This is a genomic window from Olsenella sp. An285 (genome assembly GCF_002159625.1).
GTDB lineage: Bacteria > Actinomycetota > Coriobacteriia > Coriobacteriales > Atopobiaceae > Thermophilibacter > Thermophilibacter avicola.
Genome location: NZ_NFIZ01000021.1, coordinates 1 through 21,455, shown reverse-complemented (window position 1 = coordinate 21,455; position 21,455 = coordinate 1). Strand labels below are relative to the sequence as shown.

21 protein-coding genes and 3 tRNA genes are annotated in these 21,455 nt (G+C 68.2%); 5 read left to right on the top strand and 19 right to left on the bottom strand.

Annotated features, from left to right (window positions below; genetic code table 11):
• Positions 1–45: 45 nt before the first annotated feature.
• Both rph and B5F79_RS10470 read right to left on the bottom strand, forming a co-directional pair.
• Complete coding sequence (gene rph, locus B5F79_RS10475; protein ID WP_087221331.1) at positions 46–783, bottom strand: ribonuclease PH; 738 nt, start codon at positions 781–783, stop codon at positions 46–48.
• 54 nt (positions 784–837) lie between these two features.
• Positions 838–913: transfer RNA gene (locus tag B5F79_RS10470), tRNA-Val, on the bottom strand.
• An 81-nt stretch (positions 914–994) separates the two neighbouring features.
• On the opposite strand from B5F79_RS10470, the gene B5F79_RS10465 reads away from it, so the two are divergent.
• Both B5F79_RS10465 and B5F79_RS10460 read left to right on the top strand, forming a co-directional pair.
• Positions 995–2,509 (top strand): Mur ligase family protein, encoded by a 1,515-nt coding sequence (locus B5F79_RS10465; protein WP_087221328.1) that lies wholly within the window; start codon positions 995–997, stop codon positions 2,507–2,509.
• Positions 2,509–3,357, top strand: a complete 849-nt coding sequence (locus B5F79_RS10460; protein WP_087221325.1) for a hypothetical protein — start codon at positions 2,509–2,511, stop codon at positions 3,355–3,357. The genes B5F79_RS10465 and B5F79_RS10460 overlap by 1 nt, the downstream gene beginning before the upstream one ends.
• Before the next feature lie 36 nt (positions 3,358–3,393).
• On the opposite strand, the gene B5F79_RS10455 is transcribed toward B5F79_RS10460, so the two are convergent.
• From B5F79_RS10455 to B5F79_RS10445, 3 genes are all read right to left on the bottom strand, one after another.
• Entirely contained in the window at positions 3,394–4,224 is an 831-nt protein-coding gene (locus B5F79_RS10455) for an HAD-IIB family hydrolase (protein WP_087221322.1), read from the bottom strand.
• Position 4,225: 1 nt separating this feature from the next.
• Complete coding sequence (gene yhbY / locus B5F79_RS10450; RefSeq protein ID WP_087221319.1) at positions 4,226–4,528, bottom strand: ribosome assembly RNA-binding protein YhbY; 303 nt, start codon at positions 4,526–4,528, stop codon at positions 4,226–4,228.
• 144 nt (positions 4,529–4,672) lie between these two features.
• A complete protein-coding gene (locus B5F79_RS10445) occupies positions 4,673–5,887 on the bottom strand; it encodes an iron-containing alcohol dehydrogenase (protein ID WP_087221316.1) in 1,215 nt (404 codons plus the stop codon).
• 282 nt (positions 5,888–6,169) lie between these two features.
• Between B5F79_RS10445 and B5F79_RS10440 the strand changes: the two genes are divergently transcribed.
• Positions 6,170–7,216: a tetratricopeptide repeat protein gene (locus tag B5F79_RS10440; protein ID WP_087221313.1), complete on the top strand. Its 1,047-nt coding sequence runs from the start codon at positions 6,170–6,172 to the stop codon at positions 7,214–7,216.
• Complete coding sequence (locus B5F79_RS11035; RefSeq protein WP_087221310.1) at positions 7,213–8,172, top strand: hypothetical protein; 960 nt, start codon at positions 7,213–7,215, stop codon at positions 8,170–8,172. Before B5F79_RS10440 ends, B5F79_RS11035 begins: the two co-directional genes overlap by 4 nt.
• 115 nt (positions 8,173–8,287) lie before the next feature.
• Here B5F79_RS11035 and B5F79_RS10430 read toward each other — a convergent pair.
• The 14 genes from B5F79_RS10430 to B5F79_RS10365 all read right to left on the bottom strand — a co-directional run bounded on the left by B5F79_RS10430 (position 8,288) and on the right by B5F79_RS10365 (position 20,087).
• Positions 8,288–8,363 (bottom strand) — tRNA-Glu (locus tag B5F79_RS10430).
• 36 nt (positions 8,364–8,399) lie between these two features.
• Positions 8,400–8,484: transfer RNA gene (locus B5F79_RS10425), tRNA-Leu, on the bottom strand.
• A gap of 19 nt (positions 8,485–8,503) precedes the next feature.
• The gene (locus B5F79_RS10420) at positions 8,504–9,517 is read right to left on the bottom strand and encodes a Ppx/GppA phosphatase family protein (protein ID WP_087221307.1); all 1,014 of its coding nucleotides are present in this window, start codon (positions 9,515–9,517) and stop codon (positions 8,504–8,506) included.
• A gap of 47 nt (positions 9,518–9,564) precedes the next feature.
• Positions 9,565–10,131 carry an FtsB family cell division protein gene (locus tag B5F79_RS10415; protein WP_087221304.1) on the bottom strand — a complete coding sequence of 189 codons (567 nt, stop codon included), beginning with the start codon at positions 10,129–10,131 and terminating at the stop codon, positions 9,565–9,567.
• Between the two features lie 88 nt (positions 10,132–10,219).
• Positions 10,220–11,080 carry a nucleoside triphosphate pyrophosphohydrolase gene (mazG, locus tag B5F79_RS10410; RefSeq protein WP_087221301.1) on the bottom strand — a complete coding sequence of 287 codons (861 nt, stop codon included), beginning with the start codon at positions 11,078–11,080 and terminating at the stop codon, positions 10,220–10,222.
• A gap of 118 nt (positions 11,081–11,198) precedes the next feature.
• Positions 11,199–12,230, bottom strand: a complete 1,032-nt coding sequence (locus B5F79_RS10405; protein WP_087221298.1) for a CobW family GTP-binding protein — start codon at positions 12,228–12,230, stop codon at positions 11,199–11,201.
• A gap of 67 nt (positions 12,231–12,297) precedes the next feature.
• On the bottom strand, positions 12,298–13,356 hold the full coding sequence (locus B5F79_RS10400) for an NAD(P)-dependent alcohol dehydrogenase (protein WP_087221295.1): 1,059 nt from the start codon (positions 13,354–13,356) through the stop codon (positions 12,298–12,300).
• A 270-nt stretch (positions 13,357–13,626) separates the two neighbouring features.
• Positions 13,627–14,349: a GntR family transcriptional regulator gene (locus B5F79_RS10395; RefSeq protein ID WP_087221292.1), complete on the bottom strand. Its 723-nt coding sequence runs from the start codon at positions 14,347–14,349 to the stop codon at positions 13,627–13,629.
• Positions 14,350–14,404: 55 nt separating this feature from the next.
• The gene (locus tag B5F79_RS10390; protein ID WP_087221289.1) at positions 14,405–15,058 is read right to left on the bottom strand and encodes an HAD family hydrolase; all 654 of its coding nucleotides are present in this window, start codon (positions 15,056–15,058) and stop codon (positions 14,405–14,407) included.
• Positions 15,059–15,248: 190 nt separating this feature from the next.
• Positions 15,249–16,232: an SIS domain-containing protein gene (locus B5F79_RS10385; protein ID WP_087221286.1), complete on the bottom strand. Its 984-nt coding sequence runs from the start codon at positions 16,230–16,232 to the stop codon at positions 15,249–15,251.
• Between the two features lie 70 nt (positions 16,233–16,302).
• A complete protein-coding gene (locus tag B5F79_RS10380; protein ID WP_087221283.1) occupies positions 16,303–17,130 on the bottom strand; it encodes a PTS system mannose/fructose/sorbose family transporter subunit IID in 828 nt (275 codons plus the stop codon).
• 13 nt (positions 17,131–17,143) lie between these two features.
• A complete protein-coding gene (locus tag B5F79_RS10375; RefSeq protein ID WP_087221280.1) occupies positions 17,144–17,944 on the bottom strand; it encodes a PTS mannose/fructose/sorbose/N-acetylgalactosamine transporter subunit IIC in 801 nt (266 codons plus the stop codon).
• Positions 17,945–18,002: 58 nt separating this feature from the next.
• A complete protein-coding gene (locus B5F79_RS10370; protein ID WP_087221277.1) occupies positions 18,003–18,935 on the bottom strand; it encodes a PTS mannose/fructose/sorbose transporter subunit IIAB in 933 nt (310 codons plus the stop codon).
• A 159-nt stretch (positions 18,936–19,094) separates the two neighbouring features.
• Positions 19,095–20,087 (bottom strand): sugar isomerase, encoded by a 993-nt coding sequence (locus tag B5F79_RS10365; protein ID WP_241147320.1) that lies wholly within the window; start codon positions 20,085–20,087, stop codon positions 19,095–19,097.
• Positions 20,088–20,231: 144 nt separating this feature from the next.
• Between B5F79_RS10365 and B5F79_RS10360 the strand changes: the two genes are divergently transcribed.
• On the top strand, positions 20,232–21,263 hold the full coding sequence (locus B5F79_RS10360) for a YitT family protein (protein ID WP_087221274.1): 1,032 nt from the start codon (positions 20,232–20,234) through the stop codon (positions 21,261–21,263).
• The last annotated feature ends 192 nt before the right edge of the window (positions 21,264–21,455 follow it).

The following is a 21,455-nucleotide window of genomic DNA, read 5'->3' as shown; positions in this document are numbered from 1 at the left end:
TGCCTGAAACGTGCAACTTTCTGCACGTTTCAGGCACGTCCCGCTTTATGCAAGCCGAAATCCGGTTACGTCCGCCTGGAGCTCCACGAGCCGGGCGATGCCGGCCTGCCCCAGGTCCAGCAGCTCGTCGAGCTGCGAGCGGTCGAGCGTGGTGCGCTCGCCCGTGCCCTGGACCTCAACGATGCGCCCGTCGCCCGTGCCCACGAGGTTGAGGTCAACCTGGGCGTGGGAGTCCTCGGGATAGTCGAGGTCCAGCAGGGCGAGGTCGCCCACGAAGCCGGCGGAGACGGCCGCCACGCGCCCCGTGAGCGGGAGGCGCGGGAGCTTGCCGGCCTTCACGAGCCCCATGAGGGCGCCGTGGAGCGCCACCCACGCGCCGGTCACGGACGCCGTCCGCGTGCCGCCGTCCGCCTGGATGACGTCGCAGTCGAGCGTGATGGTAATCTCGCCCAGGCGGTCGAGGCGGGTGACCGCGCGCAGGCTGCGCCCTATGAGCCGCTCGATCTCCATCGAGCGCCCCTTGCGGCCGCGGTACTCGCGCGGGGTGCGGCGGTTGGTGGAGGCGGGGAGCATCGCGTACTCGGCCGTGACCCAGCCTGCGTGCGCGCCCTTGCGCCACGCGGGGACGCTCTCCTCGACCGTGGCCGAGCAGAGCACGCGCGTGTCGCCGAACTCGGCGAGGCACGAGCCGTCCGCGTTCTTCATGACGCCCGGCGTGAGCGTGACCGGGCGCATCTCGTTGGCGGCGCGCCCGAAGGAGCGCGCGAGCTCGACGTCTGCCATGGGGGCCTCCCTGCAAAGAGGCCCCGCCGCAGCGCGACGGGGCCATGGGGTTCCTGGTGGGCGATGACGGGTTCGAACCGCCGACCTTGTGCGTGTAAGGCACCTGCGCTAGCCGCTGCGCCAATCGCCCGAGCAGCAGAAGTCTACCACACACCCCTACCGCACACCCTCGTGCTCGCCCCCTGCCGGCGAGGGCCGTATACTGGACCACATGAATGCGACCACTCTGACATCTCTCGCCCGCGCGCTGGACGACGCGGGCATCCTCGCCTCGGCCTCCCCGGCAGAGGCGTTCATCATCGGCGCCTCGTGCGACTCGCGCTGCGTCGAGCCCGGGAACCTCTTCGTCTGCAAGGGCGCGACCTTCCGCCCCGCCTTCCTCGCGGGCGCGCTCGAGGCGGGAGCCGCGGCGTACCTCTGCGACCGCGAGCACGCGGACGAGCTCGCCGCCGTGGCGCCGGGCGTCCCCGCACTCGTGACGAGCGACCTCAGGCGCGCCATGGCCGTCGTCTCCGCGGAAGCCTTCGGTCATCCGGACCGAGACCTCCCCATCGTGGGCATCACTGGCACCAAGGGAAAGACCACCACCGCCTACATGCTGCGCTCCGTCGTGGACGCCGCCCGCGGCGAGAAGTCCTGCGGAATGATAGGCACCGTGGAGACCTACGACGGCGTCACGGACGAGCCCTCGAGAAACACCACCCCCGAGGCCCCCGACCTCTGGCGCCACCTCGCCCACGCGCGCGAGAAGGGCCTCGCGGCCATGGTCATGGAGGTCTCGAGCCAGGCCCTCAAGTACGACCGCACCCTGGGCGTGGGCCTTGACGTCGCCTGCTTCCTGAACATCGGCCTCGACCACATCTCCCCCGTCGAGCACGCGGACTTCGAGGACTACTTCACCTCCAAGCTCAAGATCTTCTCGCAGTGCGAGACCGCGGTGGTGAACCTTGACTCCGATCACGTGGACCGCGTCCTCGAGGCGGCGGGCGCCGCGGCGCGCACCCTCACCTTTGGCATCGGGCGCCCGGAGGCGGACGCCTGGGCGGACGGCATCGCCCACTCCGAGGAGGGCGTGGCGTTCACGCTGCACCTGGGAGACTGGGAGCGGCGCGTTCAGCTCCCCTTCCCGGGGGACTTCAGCGTCTCCAACGCCCTCTGCGCGGCGCTCTGCGCCCGCGCGCTGGGGATCGGCGCGGACGCCGTGGTCGAGGGCCTCGCGCGCACGCGCGTCCCCGGACGCATGGAGTTCTACCGCTCGCGCGACCGCCAGCTCACCGCCATCGTGGACTACGCCCACAACAGGATGGCCTTCGAGTCGCTGCTCTCCGCCGTGGCGAGCACCTTCTCCGGCGCGCGCGTCATCGCGGTCTTTGGCGCGGTGGGCGGCAAGGCGGAGGAGCGCCGCCACGACCTTCCCGAGGTCGCGGCGCGCTACGCGGACTACATCGTGCTCACCTCGGACGACCCGTGGACGGAGGACCCGCTCGACATCTGCCACGAGATGGAGCGGTCCCTGCCGGAGGGCTTCCCGCACGAGATCGTGGTGGACCGCGAGCGGGCCGCCGAGCGGGCGTTCGAGCTTGCCGAGGGCAGGCGCAGCGTGGTGCTGCTGCTCGCCAAGGGCCACGAGGCGTACCAGCACACGCGCGACGGCTTCGAGCCGTGCGTCTCCGACTGCGAGCTCGCCGCGCGCGGCGTTGCCGCCCACGACCGAGCGAACCTCTGATGCTCGGCCCCACCGTCATCGCGCTCTCCGGGCGACGGCCGGACGTTGCCGCCGTCTCCTCGATGCTGCGGACGGTGCTGGAGAGCGGCGAGCCCTACACCAGCGTGGGCGTCGTGGGCGAGTATGAGCTCTTCGACGGGTCCGAGTGGCTTCGCGGCTGCAACGCGGACGAGGAGCTCGCGCGCGCGACCGAGCACCTGGCCCATGCGCGCCAGAACGGGCTCTCCTACCTCATCCTCGAGCTTGGCGAGAAGAACCTGGAGGGCGTCACGCCGGACGTGCGCTGCGCGCTGGGGACCGACGGCTCCGGCAGGGCGGAGGGCTGCGGGGGCAGCCTGTCCTTCTCGGTTTCGAGCTCACGCGTCGACGTTGGCGCCACGCGCCTGCGCGCCGGATACGGGTTCATACAGTTTCGCGCCCACACCCCCAGCTGGACGGGCAACGTGGCCCTGCCGCTGGTGGGCATCCACAACGCGGGCGCCGCGCTTGCCGCGATCTCCGTCCTGGAGCTGTTGGGCGTCCCGGAGGCGCCGATCACCGAGGCGCTCTGCCTCGTGCGCGTTCCCGGCCACACCGAGCTGCTCTTCTCGCCCGACCAGCACGTCCTCGCCCTGATCGAGGGCGCGCCGGTGCGCGCGTTCAGGAGGCGCGCCCTCGAGGTCGCACGCCGGGAGTTCCCCGGCTTTGCCATAGAGACGCCCGTGGGGAGCGGCGTGGACCTGGCGGTGCAGCGCGCCTACGACCGAGAGGGGCAGACGCTGCTCGTCATCCTGGGCCCTGCGGAGGAGTGCGCGGACGCCTTCCAGGCGGCGGTGCGCAGGCACGCGCACTGGAGCGTCGAGCCGTAGCGGCGGGCCACGGGCGACGGGACGCAGGTCGCGTCGCTAGATGAGCCCGAAGTGCTCGAGCGCCGCGGGCACGCCGTCCCTCTCGACCGAGAGCGTCACGTAGTCGGCGCGGTCCCGCACAGCGGGCAGCGCGTTGCCCATGGCCACGAAGGTCTCCACGGAGCGTGCCATGGGGAGGTCGTTCTCGGAGTCGCCGAAGGCGTAGGTCCCCGCAAGGCCGTGGCCCAGGTGCTCGAGCGCCGCCCCTATGCCCGAGCCCTTGTCCACGCCCCTGAGCGAGAACTCGTAGGTGCCGAACTGCAGGTCGGCCACCGTGAAGTGCTCCTCGCAGAACTCGCGCACGGGCGCGAGCCCCTCCAGGGGGCAGCCGCTCACGCAGAACTTGGCAAAGCGGTGCTCCGCGGCGCGCTCCGCCACGTCCTTTGCCGTCCGGGCGAGGGCGAGCCCGGGCAGGTGCCGCGGGGCGCCCGAGGGGCGCAGCTCCACGCCCTGGGTGTTGCTCTCAAAGGTGACGTCTATCCCGGCCGCCTCAAAGCGGCGGGCCGCCTCCAGCAGAAGGTCGTCCGGGATGTGGACGTCGCGCACGACGGTGTCGCCCACCTGCACGTAGGCGCCCGCGGCGGCCACGTAGCCGTCCGGCCGGAGGTCGCGCAGGGAGTCCAGGAGAAAGGGCACCGGCCGCCCGGTGCAGATGAAGGTGAGGTGGCCCGCCGCGCGCATGCGGCGGAAGGCCTCGTAGACGGCGGGGGTGGGGACGTCCTGGGAGAAGTCGTGGCCCTCGCTGCCCATGACGTCCGGGTCGTGCCACACGAGCGTGCCGTCAACGTCGAAGAACGTCGCCGCCCCGCTCCCGCTGACTCCGGCCACGCTACTGCACCAGCTCGATCTTCTCGACGCCCTCGCGGCTGGTCTCGCGATAGAGCGCGAACTTCCTGCCGATCACCTGCACCACCTCGGCATGGCAGCGCTCGGCGAGCGCCTCGGCCGCCTCGCGGACGTCGAGGCTCGAGGAGTCCAGCACCGAGCACTTGATGAGCTCGTGCGCCTCGAGCGCCTTGTCCGCCTGGTCGACGGTGCCCTCGCTGACGTCCGCCTTGCCGATGATGATCACGGGGTCCAGATGATGCGCCAGGCTGCGGAGCTGCCTGACCTGCCTGCCCTTGAGTGCCATGCGTTCCTTTCTCGCGTCTGCCAAAAGGGGACGGGTCCAAATTGTGCAGATAGTTGCACGAAACAGGCACGTCCCGTTTTGTGCATTCTGACAGAAAAGGGCCGGACCCGAGGGCCCGGCCCAAAGAAGTGCGATGGGGCTGGCTTAGAAGTCCACGTCCACGTCGTTGTAGACGCACTCGAGGAGCTTCTCCATCTCCTCGGGCGTGGGGATGCGCGGGTTGGAGCCGGTGCAGGCGTCGCCGATGGCGTCGACGGCGATGCGGGACTTCTTCTCCTCGAACTCGGCGTAGTCGATGATGGACTCGTCGGCCTTGACGCCGCCCTTGCCGTAGTTCTTGATGCCCTGCGGGATGTCGATCTTGTCGTTGAGGTCGCGGATCATCTGAACGAGCGCGGCCACGAGCTCGTCCTCGGTCTCGCCGGCGAGGTGGAAGACCTCGGAGGCGATGTAGGCGTAGCGGCTCTTGGCGCGGGCGTCCTTGGCGTTGAACTGGATGACCTTGCCGAGGTACATGGCGTTGGCGCAGCCGTGGATGATGTGGTCGCCGGTGAAGGCGGCGCCGGTCTTGTGCGCCATGGAGTGGACGATGCCCAGAAGGCCAGAGGAGAAGGCGATGCCGGCGATGCACTGGGCGTCGTGCATGTGCTGACGGGCCTCCTTGTCGCCCTGATAGGACTTGGGCAGCCACTCGACGATCTCGCGCATGGCGTAGAGGGCGTTGGCGTCGGTGTAGGCGGAGCCGGCGGTGGAGACGTAGGCCTCGATGGAGTGGGTCAGGGCGTCCATGCCGGTGTGCGCGCAGAGCTTGGCGGGCATGGTGTAGGTGAGCTCGGGGTCGACGATGGCCACGTCAGGCGTGATCTCGAAGTCGGCGATCGGGAACTTGATGCCCTTGGCGTAGTCCGTGATGATCGAGAACGCGGTGACCTCGGTGGCCGTGCCGGAGGTGGAGGAGATGGCGCAGAAGTGGGCCTTGGTGCGCAGCTTGGGCAGGCCGAAGACCTTGCACATGTCCTCGAAGGTGGTCTCGGGGTACTCGTACTTGATCCACATGGCCTTGGCCGCGTCGATGGGCGAGCCGCCGCCGAGGGCGATGATCCAGTCGGGCTGGAACTCGGACATCACGGCAGCGCCGTTCATGACGGTCTCGACGGAGGGATCGGACTCGACGCCCTCGATGAGCTTGACCTCGAAGCCGGCCTCCTTGAGGTCGTTCTCGACGTCCTGCAGGAAGCCGCCGCGACGCATGGAGCCGCCGCCGGTGACGATGACCGCGCGCTCGCCCTTGAGGTTCTTGACCTCGTGGCGGGCACCCTCGCCGAAGTACAGGTCACGCGGGTTGGTGAAACGTCCCATAACACTCCTCCAATTCCTTTGCCGTCGCCCCCGCGACGGATCTCAAACGGGGCTCTCCCCCGTTTTTTACCGAACGAGAAGTACCGCGGCCCGGCCACCAAAACTCCATGACTTGGGCCGCACACAGCATAGCAGAAACGCACTGGCAACAATCCGCGTTTTTCTTCCGCCGCTCGAACGGTCCCCCTGCTCGGAGAGCGGGGGGGGGCGGGCGTCCCGGGAGGGCGTCCGAGGGCGGCGCGGCACAAGTCCGCTACCATAGGTGACGAGAGGAGCGAGAGGATGGCACACGACCCCAAGCGAGAGGACTACCAGCGGCTGAGCCTGCGCTTTGCCCAGGGGCTCGACGGCGCCGACCCCGGCGTCGCGATGCGCGCGTTCGCCTCCTTTGGGCAGCGCTTTGCGCAGGACCGCGACAGCCTCCCGCAGTCCGACGCCGACCGCGCCTTCCACCTTGTCGCCCTGGCTACGGAGGTGGTGGACTACCGCCTTCCCTTTGCGACCGACGAGCAGGCGCCCGAGCTCATCCAACGCGGCAAGGACCTGCTCGACGAGGCGCTCTCCCTCGACCCAACGTGCTACGACGCCCTGAGGATGCGCTCCTCGTCCGAGGCGCCCTCCGTCGAGGCGCGCTACCGCGTCCTCGCCGACCGCGCGGACGAGGTCCGGGCGTACTGCGAGGCCGCGCGCGACGAGGCCGCCTCGTCCCTGGAGGGCGAGCGTGCCATGCTCGCGGCGAACATAGCCATGAGGCCGTACTGGCGCTGGCTCGCGTCGCTTGCCGAGGAGGCCCTCATCTGCGGGCGCAACACGGTGGCGGCCGAGGTGGCCGAGCGGCTCCTCGAGTCGGACCCCACGGACTCCTGCGACGTGCGCTTCACCCTGGCATACGCCCTCGCGAAGCTCGAGGACGAGACCGGGCTCGCCCGCCTTGGTGAGCGCTATGCCACGATCTCCCCCCAGCGCCCGGCCAACGACGCCTGGATGCTGCTGGCGCGCGCGGCGCTCGCGCACAAGCGCTGCGACCTCCTGGCCGCGCGCGACCTCCTGGCCAAGCTGCTCGAGGCCTACCCCACCGGCGCGGGCGCGCTCGTGCGCCAGGTGGAGCTTCCCGACGGCGAGTTCTCGCGCCTGCGCGTGAGCCCCTACAGCGAGGACGAGCTCATCCTCGCGGTGAGCGAGGGGATCGTCCTGCTGCAGGAGGGCAGCGACCGCTCGGGCAGGGGCGTCCTGGGGTCGTGGGTCGCCGGAACGGTGGCGTCCCTCCGCCCCGAGGCAGCGGCGGAGGCCATGAGGGACCGCGGGAGCGAGGGGGCGCAGAAGTCGTGAACGCCTGGGACGAGCTGGTGGAGCGCTGCGCGCGCCGACGCCGCGAGAAGATCGGCCCCCTCTCCGAGGATGCCTATGCCGAGCTGGTGCTCGCGGTGCGCGAGGACCCCGCGTCCTTTGTGGACGACCCCACGGAGGCGGCGCTGCTCGTGCTCGCGCAGGCGCTCGACGCGTATCGCGCGAGCTGCAGGAACGACGACCTCCTTGACGACGCCGCCTTCGAGGCCGAGCGCAGGCGCAGGATGTCCGCCCTCCGTGCGGAGAGCGAGCGCGCCGCCCAGATGGCCGAGCGGTCGCTCGACGCGCGCCTGCTCGCGCTTCTTGCGCAGGACCTCGACCCCGACCCGCTCCTCGGCGGCCTCATAGAGCTCGAAAGGGAGTTTGGCCCGGGCGCGCGCCCCGAGGGGGACGCCTGGGAGGACGTCTTCTACCGCCCCCGCCTGCGGCTGCGCGCCGCGGTGGCCCGCGCCTGCCTCGACGGGGCGCGCTTCAAGATGGCGGCGAGCGCGTCAGCGTCGCTCGTTGACGTGGCCCCCAGAGACCAGCTCGGGGCGCGTCGCACCTTTGCCCTCGCCCTCGCGCGCCTCGAGGACGAGAAGGGCTTCGACGCCCTCGACGCGCGCTTCGACCGGCGCGGGGACGCCTGGTCCCACCTCGCGCGCGTCATCCTGCTCTTCAAGCTCGACCGCATGAGCGCGGCGAGGCGCGCGCTGCGGGGCTACGAGGGGCTCTGCGAGGGCGGCGCCTACGCCCTCCTGCGCCCGACCTACGTCGAGCCCTACCTCCCCGACCGCCCCGAGACCGTTCCCGGCAGCTTCGAGGAGAGCATGCTCGCCGTTCGCGAGGCGGAGCCCATCATCGCCGACGTCCCCGACTTCATCGGGTGGTGCCAGGGGTTCGACTGGCTCGTCGCCTCCGCCGAGAGGTTCGCCCGCGGGCGCGACCTCGACTGGTAGCGCCGCGGGCGCGCGCTCTTCTCGCCCTCGCACTCTTCTCGCCCCCGCGTTCTTCTCGCCCCCGCGAGACATGAAAGAGGCCCGGGCCGCCGAGGCAGTCCGGGCCGCACAAGCGTGGTGCCCCCAACGGGAGTCGAACCCGTGTCGTCGCCTTGAAAGGGCGATGTCCTAGGCCACTAGACGATGGGGACGCGGAGTCGAGTATACCAGAGGGCGGGCGCGACGCGTGGTAGGGGCGGTGGGACTCGAACCCACAATCCTTTCGGCCGAAGATTTTAAGTCTCCTGCGTATGCCAGTTCCGCCACGCCCCCGTGGTCGCGCCACACCATCCTAGCGCAGCGGACGCATCTCCGGGCGCCAGGAGACGGGCGACGGCTCCCCCTCGAGGGTGGCCGCAGCGGTGATGGCAAGGCCAAAGAGGAGGTCGGACTCACTCGCCTGGAGCTCGGAAAAGCCGGTCTGCGCCATGAGCTCGGAGATGGCGACAGCCCCTCCCAGCATGACGGGGGCGCGCTTGGGCTGGAGCCCGGGGAGCTGCGCGCGCTCCTCCACGGTGAGGCTGGCGAGAAGGGCCTCGAGCTCGCCCACGCGCTCGCGGGAGAGGCGGGCCAGGTGCACGCGCGCCGGGTCGTACGGCTCGAGCTGGGCGTCGATGGCCACGAGACTTGTCACGGTGCCGCCGCAGACGACGAGCGCCTCCGGGGCGGCGCCCGCCGCGCCGTCCGTACCGGCGGCCCGAAGACGGCCCGCCTCGACCGCGGGGGCAAAGGCGTCCGCGACAAAGGCGTGGGCGCGCGCGAGGTCGTCCGGCGAGGGCAGCGGGGCGGCGGAGAGGAACTTCTCCGTCACGCGGCGGCAACCCACGTCAACGGACCTAACAAAGTCCAGGTTAAGGGCGCCGTCCTTGCCGAGCGAGCCAAGCGCGAGCTCCGTGGAGCCCCCGCCGTTGTCCGCCACGAGGATGCGCCGCCCCGGAAAGTCCTGCGCCACGCCCAGAAACGTGAGCGTGCCCTCCACCTGGCCCGGGATGGTCTCGGGCGAGAGGCCGAGCGCGCGGAGCTCCCCCTCGATGACGCCGGAGTTCTCCGCGTCGCGCGCGGCGCTCGTGAGCGTGCAGCAGGCGCCCTGTGCCCCCGCATCGCGCGCGATGCCAACGTAGGCGCGCACGCACGCGAGGACGCGGCCCATCGCCGCCTCGGAGAGGCGCCCCGCGGCGTCCACCCCCTCGCCCAGGTTGCAGATCTCCGAGCGCTTGGAGAGGCGCACCACACGTCCGCCCTCGACGTCAGCCACGGCAAGACGCGCCGTGACGGTACCAATGTCTATGCACGCGACGCGCGTCATGGCGCCCCCATCCTCATGCGCCGGCCCGGCCGGGTCGGGCGGCGAGACTAGCGATACTGGAACACGAAGTCGCCCAGGGCAAGGTACCAGGGAATCCCCTCGTCCCTGGCGCCATCCTGGTCAGCGTCCGTCGGGAGCGTGCCGTCGACCACGATCTCCGACTCGCCCTCGGCCACGTAGCCGCGGCGGCGCGCCTCGTCCTCGATGCCCTCGCGGCTCTGGAGGCGGTCGATGTCGCTCTGGTACTGCTCGTTGGTCTTGGCGAGCTCCGCGAGCTCCTCCTGCTGGACGCCCTGGTCGCGCCATGCGCAGTAGAGCCCCTGCGCCGGGGCGTAGAGCGCGGCAAAGATGACGAGAAGGACGGCGATGACCACGAGCGCGGTCCTGAACCTGTCCGCGAAGTCGAGGAAGCCCTCGCCCTTCTGGCGAATGTCGCTGAGGGAGACGCCGCTGAGCGGAGGCTGGATGGACGGGGCCTTTGCCCTCTGCTTGGAGGCAGGGGCCTTGCGGGGCCGCTGTCCGGCACGGGTGCGCTGGCGGGGACGGCCGGACGCGAGCGAGCGCCCCTGACCCCCTCCGCGTGAAGTCGCTCCTGTGGTGACTGCCATGCTCATGCCGTGTCTTCGTTTCTGCTTCGTTGTGGCTGGGCCGCGCGGCAATCCGCGCTCATCTCAAGATATACCAGAGCGCGGGCGGTTCGGCTCACGAACGGCGCATCTCCTCAGCCTTAGCACGGTCCCAAAGCTCGTTCATGACATCCGTGTCGAGTTCCTCGAGGTCGAGGCCCGCCTCCGCGGCGAGGGCCTCCATGCGGGCCCAGCGGTTCCTGAACTTGCGGTTGGCGCCCGCGAGGGCCTCCTCCGCGTCTATGCCCTCCCAGCGTGCCACGTTCGCCAGGGCAAAGAGCAGGTCGCCGAACTCCGCCGCGCGCTCGGGGGAGCCGAGGGCCTCGCGCTCGAGCTCGGCGCGCTCCTCGGCGACCTTCTCCCACACGCCCGTCTCGTCCGGCCACTCGAAGCCCGCCTTTGCCGCGCGCTTGGAGATCTTCTGGCACTGCATGAGGGCCGGCAGGGAGCGCGGCACGCTGTCCAGAAGGCCCTGGGGCCGCACGTCCTTCTCGCCCGCGGCGGCGCGCTCGGCGGCCTTGACCTCGTCCCAGATGTCCTGGACCTCGCCGCCGTCCCCCGCCGCCGCGTGCTCGCCAAAGACGTGCGGGTGGCGACGGACGAGCTTCTCGTTGAGGCCGTGGACCACGTCGTCGATGGTGAAGGCGCCCTCGTCGGCGGCGATCTGCGCGTGGAGGACCACCTGCTCCAGGACGTCGCCCAGCTCCTCCACCAGGTGCTCCGCGTCGTCCGCCTCGATGGCCTCCACGGCCTCGTAGGCCTCCTCCACCATGTTCTTGGTGATGGAGCGGTGCGTCTGCTCGCGGTCCCACGGGCAGCCGTCCGGCTGGCGCAGGCGCCACATCGTGCGCACGAGGCGGTCGAACTCGGGGTGCGCGGCGGGTGCGCCCGGGCGCGCGGCGTTCTCGGCGTCCACGCGGTCGGCGGTCTGGGACATGGCGCCTCCTCTCTGTAAATTGGGGACTGTCCCCAATTTACAGACAACGGGTTCTTCTCGGGTGATTGTAGCGCGGGACCGGGAGGCCGCATGCCAGACGCTCGGCGATAAGTACGCGCTACTCGTGATGGTGATGGTGCTCGTGGTCGTGGTGGTGACGGTGATGCTCGCCCTGATAGTCGACGGCATCATTCAGCGCAGCTTCCGCGTGACCCGCGGCCACGGCATCGCGCACGAGCGGCAGCAGCGTCTCGCGCAGCCAGGGCCTGCGGACCTCCGGTCCGATGAACACCGCGAGCGCGCCGTCCTTCTCGCCCTCCGCGGGAGGCTCGGCGCCGGTGACCGACCACGCCCGGTCCACCACGTCGAAGCGCAGCCACTGACCACCGCAGGGCAGCAGGCCCTTGGCGCGCACGACCTCGCCAAAGACCCCCGCGACCAGCGCGTCCAGGAACCACAGCAGGTGATTCTCCGTGGGCAGCGACACCCCCGCCAGAGACAGGCTCTCAAACTCGTCCTCCGCCGGCGCCGCATCCGGGCGCGCCGCAGAGCGCTCCGGGTCGAGGTCGTGCTCCAGCAGCGCCGAGAAGAACTCGTCGGGCAGCTGGTCGTACGGGACGTCCACGATCCGAGCCCCCGGGTTCTTCTCGGCCGCCCACGCCCGCGCGGCGGCGACCTGGCCCGGCCCCGCATGCTGCACCTTGGAGAGCACCACCACCGGCGCCGTAGCAACTTGGTCGAGGTAGATGTCCGAGAAGCGCTCACGCTGGCGCTCCCACGCGACCGCGTCCACGATCACGAGCGGCGCGAGCAGCGAGATGCGCTCGTAGCTCACCTGGTCGACGTTCTCCAGCACGCTGGAGAGCCGTGCGACGCCCGTGGGCTCCACAACCAGGTACTCGGGGTCCAGCGTGTTGGCAATCGTGAGCACGGACGCGGCGAAGTCCTGCTTGCCCGAGCAGCAGATGCAGTTCTCGGTGGACTCCCAGACGGAGAGCTCGTCGGTCTCCGAGAGGACCTTGGCGTCAATGTCCGCCTGACCGTACTCGTTCTCGTACACCACGAAGTCGCGCCCGGTGCGGCGGGCGAGCTCCTGTATGAACGTCGTCTTGCCGGCCCCAAGGAAGCCGGACACCACCAGCACGCGCATGCAACCCCCAGACAAACGAGCGGGCGGGGGCCGAGAAGGACCCCCGCCCGCGACTCACCACAAAACGCTAGTCGATGACAACGACCGGCTTGATGAGGTCGGCCGGCTTGTCGCGCATGAGGAAGAGCGCCTCCTCGAGGTGATCCCAGCCGTGGAAGACGTGGGTGGAGAGCGGCGCCACGTCCAGGCGCCCGGAGCTCACGAGCGCGCCGAGCTTCTCCATGCGCAGGCGGCCGCCGGGCATGAGGCCGCCGCGGATGTCCTTGTGGCCCATGCCGACGCCCCACTCAACGCGCGGGATGGTGACGAAGTCTCCGCCGCCGAGATAGTTGACGTTTCCGATCTTGCCACCGGGCTTGAGGGCCTTGACGGCGTCCTCGAAGGTCTGGCAGCCGCCACCGGCCACGATCACGCGGTCGACGCCCTTGCCGTCGGTCATCTCGAGGACCTGCTCGGCGATCGGGCCATTCTTGTAGGAGATGAACTCGGTGGCGCCGTAGCCCTTGGCCGCCTCGACGCACTTCGGGCGCGTGCCCACGGCGATGATGCGGGAGGCGCCGCGCAGGTTGGCTCCGGCAACGCTCATGAGGCCGACGGGACCGATGCCGATGACGAGGACCTCGTCGCCAAACTGCACATCGGCAAGCTCGACGCCGTGGAAGCCGGTCGGGACCATGTCGGAGAGCATGCAGGCGTCGACGGGGTTGATGTTCTCGGGCAGGTGGGCGAGGTTGCCATCAGCGTCGTTGACGTGGAAGAACTCGCCGAAGACGCCGTCCTTGAAGTTGGAGAACTTCCAGCCCGCGAGCATGCCGCCGGAGTGCATGGAGTAGCCGGCCTGGGCCTCGAGGGAGTTCCAGTCGGGGGTGATGGCGGGGATGAGGACCTTGTCGCCGGGCTTGAAGTCGCGGACGAGCTCGCCGACCTCGTCGACGACACCGCATGCCTCGTGGCCCAGAATCATGTTGTGGCGCTCGCCGATGGCGCCCTCCCAGAGCGTGTGCACGTCGGACGTGCAGATGGCGACGGCCAGCGGACGGACGATCGCGTCCATCGGCCCGCAGGCCGGGCGTTCCTTCTCGATCCAGCCGGACTCGCCGATCTTGAGCATTGCGTAACCCTTCATGGGCACACCCCTTTCGGTCGGTGGTTCCTTGCCCCCGCGCCGCGGAGGCCCTACCCGGTCCAGTACCCACCATCACGCCCCAGCAAACCCTCGGAACGGCAAGTGACATATGCGGCACCGCGAGAGGCAATTCATGCAGGTAGGAGCAGGCCCCGAACGCAAGAGGGGCTCGCAGCCATGGATGAGCAGCAGCGCATCTGCAAATTGGGGACTGTCCCCAATTCACATAAAACATTTGTGTTAATTGGGGACTGTCCCCAATTTGCAGGCCTAGATCGAGAGCTCGTAGCGACTGCCAACGAAGTAGTGGCGGCCCATGCAGACCGGGCGGCCCTCGTCGTCTACGAAGGATACGTGCGTGCGCAGCAGCGGATCGCCGACAGAGATGCCCAGCAGCGACGCCTGGTCAGTCGTCGCCTTGACGGCGGTGATGTTCCAGTCCTCGTTGGATGCCGGACGATGCCCCGTCGCCTGCTCGATGGCGTCAAACAGAGACGTGTCCTCCAGCGGAAGCGTCAGCAGGTCACGACCATCGTCGTACGGGACGAACATGTTCTCGTCGCAGACGCCGAGGCCGTCGGCGGTGCGGACGCGGTGCACGTAGATGAGCAGGGCGTCGGGCCCCAGGCCAAAGAATTCCTGCTCGTCGGGGCGAACGGGCACGATTTGCCGCTCGATGAGATGGGCGCCCGGGGTCACGCCCGCCTCCTCGCAGATCTCCGAGAAGCTCCTCGTCGCCTTAGACTGCGACAGGCGCCGCATGATGTGGGGCTTTCCGACGAAGGTGCCGCGGCCCTGCATCTTGGTGAGGTAGCCGTCCGCGCAGAGGTCCTCGATGGCTCGGCGCACGGTGATGCGGCTCACACCGTACTCCTCGCTGAGCTCGGCCTCCGAGGGGATCTTCTCGTCGACCTTGTAGGTGCCGTCCTTGATGGCGCCCTTGATGTCATCGTAAATCTGCTGGTAGAGCGGCGCGCTCTTGCTGGTGGCCATGTGACACTTCCCGGGGGGTCGAACTCGTCATGTTGTATGGGACATCATACCTGCATCACGCGATGTAATGTAAAGCCGACGTCTGAACCAGGTCAACGACGTCAACGAGGCGCTGAACGCGCAGGTGCGCGCGCGACTGGTCGAGCTCGACGCCCGCCGGGGGCACCAGCGCGCAGGTCAGCGCCCCCGACGCAACGCCCGCCTCGATGCCGAGGGGAGAGTCCTCCACCACGAGCGCCTCGTGCGGAACGATGCCGAGCACATCCATCGCGCGCAGGTAGATGTCCGGGTCGGGCTTGTAGGCGGAGCACTCGTCGCCGGAGATGATGAAGTCGACGAGCTCCCTCACGCCCACCTGGTCCACGAATTCCTCGATGAGGGACCGATACGAGGACGAGCAGATGGCAACCATGAGGCCGCCGCCCCTGAGGGCCGAGAAGACCGGGCGGGCCTGGGGATTTGCCACCTCCGCCCAGGGCGTGGGATGGGCGTCCGAGTAGGCGCGGTACTCCCGGTGCAGGCGCTCGCGCAACGCCGCGTCGCCGGGCACGAGCCGCTCCCAAATCTCCCCGTCGTTGGACCCGGTGCCGTCGAAGTCCGGGTCCACCGGAAAGCCGCGCTCCTGTAGGAAGCGGATGCGGCGCCGGTTGTAGAAACCCTCCGTGAACGCCAGCACGCCGTCCATGTCAAAGAGAACCGCCTTGATCACGTTCTTCTCCCCTTCCCTTTTCTGGGCCCGCCGATTAACGCGCACAGCGTGTTTTGATTTCCTATATGCCCAGTTGATTTTTTGGCAAAAGTCACGCCGTGCGCGTTATCGCGCTGATAGCCGAGGGGGACGGACGTTCGCACGCCCGTCCCCCTGTCAAGCTACGCCGCGGTATGGTGCCGCTGTGTGACTAGTACTCGAGCTTCCACATGTAGCGGCGCTTGGTCAGCGGGTGCTGACGGGCGTCGGCGAGGTGCTCGGCGAAGACGCGCATGACCGCGGTGTGGACGATCGGGTTGAAGTAGGTGGCCACAGAGGAGGGCACGCAGCCGGACAGGCCGAAGTCCTTGGCGTCGATGACCACGTAGCGGGCATCGAAGCGCTGCAGGAAGGTGAGGGCGCGGGCGTCCATCTTGCGGGTGGCGCCGTCGGCCATGAACAGCACGAAGTTGTGCTTGTCGTCCGTGAGCTCGAAGGGACCGTGGAAGAACTCGCCGGAGTTGAAGTTGCCGGAGTTGATCCACTGCATCTCCATCATGAGGAACATGGAGGTGGAGTAGGCGACCTTCTCGCTCGCGCCCGAGGCGAGGAAGTGGATGCAGTCGTCGTCCTTGTGCTCCTGGGCCCAGGCCTCGGCGACCTTGCCCACGGACTGCGCGGCGTTCTCGGCGCACTCGAAGACGTGGGCGAAGCCCTGGACCATCTCGTCGTAGTGGTCATAGCCCTCGACCTGCTGCAGGATCTCCAGCGCCACGGCGATGGCGTAGCCCATCTTCTCGGTCTTGGCGGCGTAGTTGGCCTCGAAGCCGTGGACGATCACGTGGTCGACGCCCTTGGTGAGCGCGGAGCCGGCGGCGTGGGTGATGGCCACGACGGGGGCGCCGGCGGCCTTGGCGGTCTTGTTGGCCTCGACGGTCTCGGGGGTGCCGCCGCCGAGCGAGCAGGTGATCACGAAGGTGTTGGGGCCGAGCCAGGCGGGCGTGTCGTAGTTGAACTCGTTGGCCGTGAAGATCTGGACGTTGAGCGTCTTGGTGTTGTTGGCGAGGAAGTACTTGGCCGGGTAGAGCTCGGACATCGAGGCGCCGCACCCGACGAAGGCGACGGAGTCGATCTGGTGGTTGGCCAGGACGTCGGCGACGATCTGCTTGGGCTGGTTGAGGTCGATCTCGTACATGTTCTTCCCTTTCTCTCTCCGCTTGCGCGGGGCTTGTGGGTGAAATGGAGCGCTTTGGGACGGGACGGGGCTATGCCAGGACGCCGAGGGCGGAGAGGATGACGCCGCCCACGATGGCGATGACGAGCAGCCAGCCGGTCCCGACGTTCTTCTTGATGAGCCAGTACATGAGGCCGGTGAGGGCGAGCGGGATCATCTGGGGCATGATGGAGTCGAGGATGTCCTGGATGACCACGGTTCCGTCCGAGAAGATCGCGGGGGTCGTGGCGCCCACGAGGGTGGCGATCATGCCGCCCACGGCCATGAGGCCGACGATGCCGCAGACGTACATGACCTTGTCCATCAGGTTGCCGCTCTGCATCTTCTCGAGGTACTGATGGCCGCCCTCATAGCCGAGCTTGGCGGCGAACCAGGTGATGAGCACGGACGGCACGATGGAGATGACCATCGCGAGCACGGGGCCCATCATCGAGCCCTGCTGCGCGAGGCTGACGCCCAGACCAAAGGCGATGGTGCGGATGGTGCCCTGGAAGAAGGAGTCGCCGATGCCGGAGAGCGGGCCCATGAGCGTGGTCTTGACCGCGTTGATGGTGTCGGGGTTGAAGCTCTTGGGATTCTCGGCGAGCTGCTCCTCCATGGAGGCGGAGAGGCCGAGAACGAAGGCGCTCGTCTGCGGGGTGCAGTTGTAGAACGCCATGTGCCTGCGGTAGGCCTCCTTCTTGGCCTCAAGCTGCTGCGGGTCCTTCTCGTTGGGGTAGCAGCGGTCGAGCGTGGGCACCATGCCGTAGAGGAAGCCCATGTTCATCTGGCGCTCGTAGTTCCAAGAGTCCTGGATGGCCCAGCTGCGCCAGAAGAACTGCCAGAGCTTGCGGTTCTTGGAAACGTTCGTGTCTGCCATGGTAGTTCCTCCTTTACTCGTCGTCGTCCTCGAGGGGGTCGTAGTCAGGGTCTGCGGTAGCAAGCGCCGCGCCGTCACCCTTGCCAAACTTCAGGTCCATGAGGATGAGGGCCAGGATGACGCCAAGGGCGGAGACTGCGATGACCGAGAGGCCCAGGTAGGAGGCGAGGAGGAACCCCAGCAGCAGGAAGATCGTCATGCCCTTCTTGATCATCAGGGAGAGCAGGAGGGCAAGTCCGTAGGCGGTGAGGATCTTGCTGGAGACGTTGAGGCCGTTGGAGAGCCACTCGGGGATGAGGTCGACGACGGCCTGGACGATGTCGGTGCCCACGAAGACGGCCACGAAGACCGGGATGAAGTACATGAGCGAGTAGAGAATCGTGCCGGCGACGATGTGCATGGAGTAGGCGGCGCGGAACCTGCCGTCCTCGATCGCGGCGTCGGCCACGTGGGTGAGCGCTGCGATGATGGAGCGGAAGACGATGCCGAGCAGCTGGCCGAGCACGGCGACCGGGATGGCGATCGTCATGGCGGTCTCCGCGGAGGCGCCGGTGAGGCAGGCGAAGGCGGAGGCGACGATGCCGCCGAGGACCATGTCGGGCGGGACGGCCGCGCCAACGGAGACGAGGCCCATGCTCACGAGCTCGGTGGCGGCGCCGACGGCGAGGCCGGTGGCCGGGTCGCCGAGCACGATGCCCACGAGCGTGGCGCCGACGAGCGGCTGCTCGAAGTTCAGGCGGCCGAGCAGGCGCGAGTCGAGCATGCAGAACACCGCGACGAGGCCAACGAGCACGGCGTTGACGAACATGTTCATGCGTAACTCCTTTCGGTTGCGCTAGGGGCGGGTGATGAAAAGGGGCGGTCCCTTTTCATCACTTCAGCGGGGAGGTGATGTCGACGCGCTTCTGGGTGGGCGTCTGCTGGACGTAGAGCTCGACGCCCAGCTTGAGGAGCTCGTTGACGTCCGCCTTCTGAGAGGCGTCGAAGAAGACCGAGCTGTCGGAGCCGCCGACCTGCTCGGCACCGTCGTGGTTGGCGGTGGCGCCCAGGTTCACGGCGTCGAACTTGTAGGAGCGGTTGAACTCGAGCAGCTCGCGCGTGTTGCCAAAGACGAACATCACGTTCTCGCCAAGGGTGTTGAGCTTGGCCATCTTGGAGAGGGCGCGCTCGACGGTGAAGACGTTCAGGCGCACGCCGGAAGGCTTGGCCAGGCGCAGGGCGCTCTTCTTGACGTCGTCGCCAGCGGCGTCGTTGTCCACGACGATGATGCGCTCGGCGCCGACCTTGGTGACCCAGGAGAAGACGACCTGCCCGTGCAGCAGACGGTAGTCCAGGCGCACGAGGCTGATCTTGGCGGGGCCGGCAGAGGCCGCGGCGCGGGCCTTCTTGGCGGGCGTCGCCGCACCTGCCACCACCACGGGGTTGGCCGAGCAGTCGCGCAGTCCTTCTCGGCTCGCTCTGATGAGCTCGACGAGCTCCTCGTTGGTGAGCGGTTCCACCGCTGCGGCGAGCTCGATCACGAACGGCATGTTCATGCCGGCGATGATGGTGAGCTTCTCGTCTGCCGCACCGAGCGCGACCATCTCGTTGTTGACGCTGCTGCCGAGCATGTCCGTGCAGACGTAGACCTTGTCGGCGGGGTCGAACGAGTCGATGAGCGCCTGCACCTTGGAGGTGATGGGGTCCTTGTCGTCACGAGCGAGGGAGACGACGTGCACGTTTGACGCGTCGCCCAGCACCATGGAGAGCGTGTCGCGCATGCCGTCCGCAAGACCGCCGTGCGTTGCCAGTATGATCTGGTTCATGGCCACCTTCCTTTCTTTGTGTCGAAGACGAACGGTGTTGCATGGCCCAAGGGGCCACAAAATCCCAAGCGCCTCTGCAGCGACGCGAAAGATTTCTCAGGGTTCCCGGGCGCCGGCCCCAGAGGGGGAGATGGGCCGGCGCCCGGTGAAGGAGGCGTGCTAGTACTCGACCTTCCACATGTAGCGGCGGGTCATATAGTCCTTGTGCGTGGTCTTGGAGAGCGCGCGCATGTACACGTTGTTGAGAACCGGCGAGAAGAGCACGTGGTTGAAGTACTCGGAGACCTCGTCGGGCAGGTCGTTGAGGCCGATCTCCTTGCCGTCGAGCACATAGAGGTTCTCGCCCGCGTAGCGGTCGAGGAAGGTGAGGGCGCGCTCGTCCGCCGCGCGGCAGCGACCCACGCTCATGAGCAGGAAGATGGGCTTGGCCTTGTCCACCACCTCAAAGGGGCCGTGGAAGAACTCGCAGCAGTTGACCGTCGGCGAGTCGATCTGCAGCATCTCCTCGATGTTGCAGATGGAGAAGATGTACGCCGAACCATAGGCGGGGCCGCTCCCCATCACGTAGATGGTCTTCTCGCTGGCGACGCGCTCCGCCCACGCGGCCGCGAGCGGGGTCGCGTAGTCGACGGCCTTGCGGTAGATGGCATCCACCACGTCAAAGGCAGCCATGGCCGCGTCGTAGTGCGCATAGCCCTCGGTCTGGGCGAGAAGGGCCATGGCGATCTGCAGGGCGATGCTCGAGTTCACGCGCTCGGTGCGGGACTCGTCGAGCGCGATGCTCTCGTAGGCGATCTTGTGGTCGCAGGCGGCCGTGAGGTCGGACTCCTGGACGTAGAGGGCGATGGTGGCGGCGCCGCGGTCGCGGGCCACCTGGGCGGCCACGCAGGTCTCGGGCGTGCCGCGCATGGAGGTCAGCACGCAGAGGCAGTGCTCGTCCACGTACGGCGGCGTCGCGAGGACGAACTCGTTGGAGGTGTGCATCTCGGTGGGGATGGTCCTGCTCTCGCGCTGCAGGAAGTAGTTTGCCGCCCAGTGCCCGCCAAAGGAGCCGCCGGCCGCGATCCAGATGACGCGCCTGATCTCGTGCTGCTCGAGCACGCTCTTCACGACGCTGGCGACCTCGTCCTGAATCCTCATCTTGGTCCTCATCTTGGCTCCTTTGCTGGGGCGCATTCGCCCTCTCAGCTTTTCGCTTACCGAGATTATCATCATAGTCGTTATATACGTCTAGTATGATTCATGACAAGGCGAGGAAATGCCCGTGAACGGTAGGTAAATCCGGGAGGAGCGGTCATGAAGGGCAGAAGAAGGAGTGCGGACAGGCCGAGAAGAACGGCGAACGAGGAGGAGCTCGCGGAGGCGCGGGTGGACCCCGACCACGCGGCACCCGCCTACGAGGGGCATGCCGTGCTCCAGGGGGAGTCGCTGGTCAGCGAGGACGAGGAGGAGGCGAGCCTCCGCAAGCTCCGCAAGCGCGACCAGCCGAGCCTCGTGCGGCTCGTAATCTCTCTCAACGTGGGCGCCCTGCTCTGCGCCTTCGCCTACGTGGCGTTTCAGGCGCCCAACAACTTTGCCATCGGGGGCGCGTCGGGCTTCTCGATCGTGCTCTCCACGCTCGTGCCGGCGCTGCCCAACGACGTGGCACTCTGGGTCGTCAATGCGGTGCTCGTGGTCGTGGGTCTGCTTCTCGTGGAGCGGAAGGCGGCCTTCTGGAGCGTGGTGGCATCTGTCGTCATCCCAGCGTACGCCACGCTTCTCCAGACGATCATGCCCGTAACGGGGTCGCTCACGGGCGACATGTGGATGGACCTCTGCTGCACGGTCCTGCTCATCGCCCTGGGCAACGCCATCGCCTACAACGCCGGCGCCTCGACGGGAGGGACGGAGATTCTGGTCATGGCGCTCACGCGGCACACGAGCCTTCCGGTTGGGCACGCCGTGGCAGCGGCGAACGCCGTGGTGGCTGCCTCAGGCGTCGCGCTCTACGGAGCGCGCGTGGGCGTCTACTGCATCGTGGGCCTGGTGCTTCAGACCGTCATCGTGAACGGCGTCCTCGAGGACCTCAAGTGCCACAAGGTCTGCACCGTCATCTGCCGGCAGCCCGCGCGCGTGGAGGAGTTCATCGTGCGCGAGCTCAGCCGCACGGCGACGGTGAGCTACGGCTACGGCGCCTACTCGGGCAGGCGCGTGGCGCAGGTCATGACCGTCCTCACGCGCGCGGAGGCGCTGCGTCTGCAGCGCTACGTCCGCAGCCTGGACGAGAACGCCTTCATCACGTACGTGACCACGTCGGAGATCACCGGCCGCGGCTTCAGATGGGTGTAGCGAGAGGCGCTCTTCTCACGCGACGCCAGCATCTGCGCCAAAAGATCTGTACTTTATTATGGCACTCGATTGGACGAGAATTGCGCGCACCCCATCTACCTGCGGAAACTCAGTGCCCTCTTTTCGAGCGCTCCCGCAAAGTACAGAAGTTTGGGACTTGGGGGCGGGGGCAGGCGGCCGAAGCGGGAGCGG

Coding starts and splice junctions, on each gene's coding strand:
- B5F79_RS10385 (WP_087221286.1), bottom strand. CDS start 16,232: ATGTACGAGATCGACCTCAACCAGCCCAAGCAGATCGTCGCCGACGTC.
- B5F79_RS10380 (WP_087221283.1), bottom strand. CDS start 17,130: ATGGCAGACACGAACGTTTCCAAGAACCGCAAGCTCTGGCAGTTCTTC.
- B5F79_RS10370 (WP_087221277.1), bottom strand. CDS start 18,935: ATGAACCAGATCATACTGGCAACGCACGGCGGTCTTGCGGACGGCATG.
- B5F79_RS10405 (WP_087221298.1), bottom strand. CDS start 12,230: ATGCGCGTGCTGGTGGTGTCCGGCTTCCTTGGGGCCGGCAAGACGACG.
- B5F79_RS10375 (WP_087221280.1), bottom strand. CDS start 17,944: ATGAACATGTTCGTCAACGCCGTGCTCGTTGGCCTCGTCGCGGTGTTC.
- B5F79_RS10395 (WP_087221292.1), bottom strand. CDS start 14,349: ATGGCCACCAGCAAGAGCGCGCCGCTCTACCAGCAGATTTACGATGAC.
- B5F79_RS10420 (WP_087221307.1), bottom strand. CDS start 9,517: ATGACGCGCGTCGCGTGCATAGACATTGGTACCGTCACGGCGCGTCTT.
- B5F79_RS10445 (WP_087221316.1), bottom strand. CDS start 5,887: ATGGGACGTTTCACCAACCCGCGTGACCTGTACTTCGGCGAGGGTGCC.
- B5F79_RS10360 (WP_087221274.1), top strand. CDS start 20,232: ATGAAGGGCAGAAGAAGGAGTGCGGACAGGCCGAGAAGAACGGCGAAC.
- B5F79_RS10365 (WP_241147320.1), bottom strand. CDS start 20,087: ATGAGGACCAAGATGAGGATTCAGGACGAGGTCGCCAGCGTCGTGAAG.
- B5F79_RS10465 (WP_087221328.1), top strand. CDS start 995: ATGAATGCGACCACTCTGACATCTCTCGCCCGCGCGCTGGACGACGCG.
- yhbY (WP_087221319.1), bottom strand. CDS start 4,528: ATGGCACTCAAGGGCAGGCAGGTCAGGCAGCTCCGCAGCCTGGCGCAT.
- B5F79_RS10400 (WP_087221295.1), bottom strand. CDS start 13,356: ATGAAGGGTTACGCAATGCTCAAGATCGGCGAGTCCGGCTGGATCGAG.
- B5F79_RS10460 (WP_087221325.1), top strand. CDS start 2,509: ATGCTCGGCCCCACCGTCATCGCGCTCTCCGGGCGACGGCCGGACGTT.
- rph (WP_087221331.1), bottom strand. CDS start 783: ATGGCAGACGTCGAGCTCGCGCGCTCCTTCGGGCGCGCCGCCAACGAG.
- B5F79_RS10415 (WP_087221304.1), bottom strand. CDS start 10,131: ATGAGCATGGCAGTCACCACAGGAGCGACTTCACGCGGAGGGGGTCAG.
- mazG (WP_087221301.1), bottom strand. CDS start 11,080: ATGTCCCAGACCGCCGACCGCGTGGACGCCGAGAACGCCGCGCGCCCG.
- B5F79_RS10440 (WP_087221313.1), top strand. CDS start 6,170: ATGGCACACGACCCCAAGCGAGAGGACTACCAGCGGCTGAGCCTGCGC.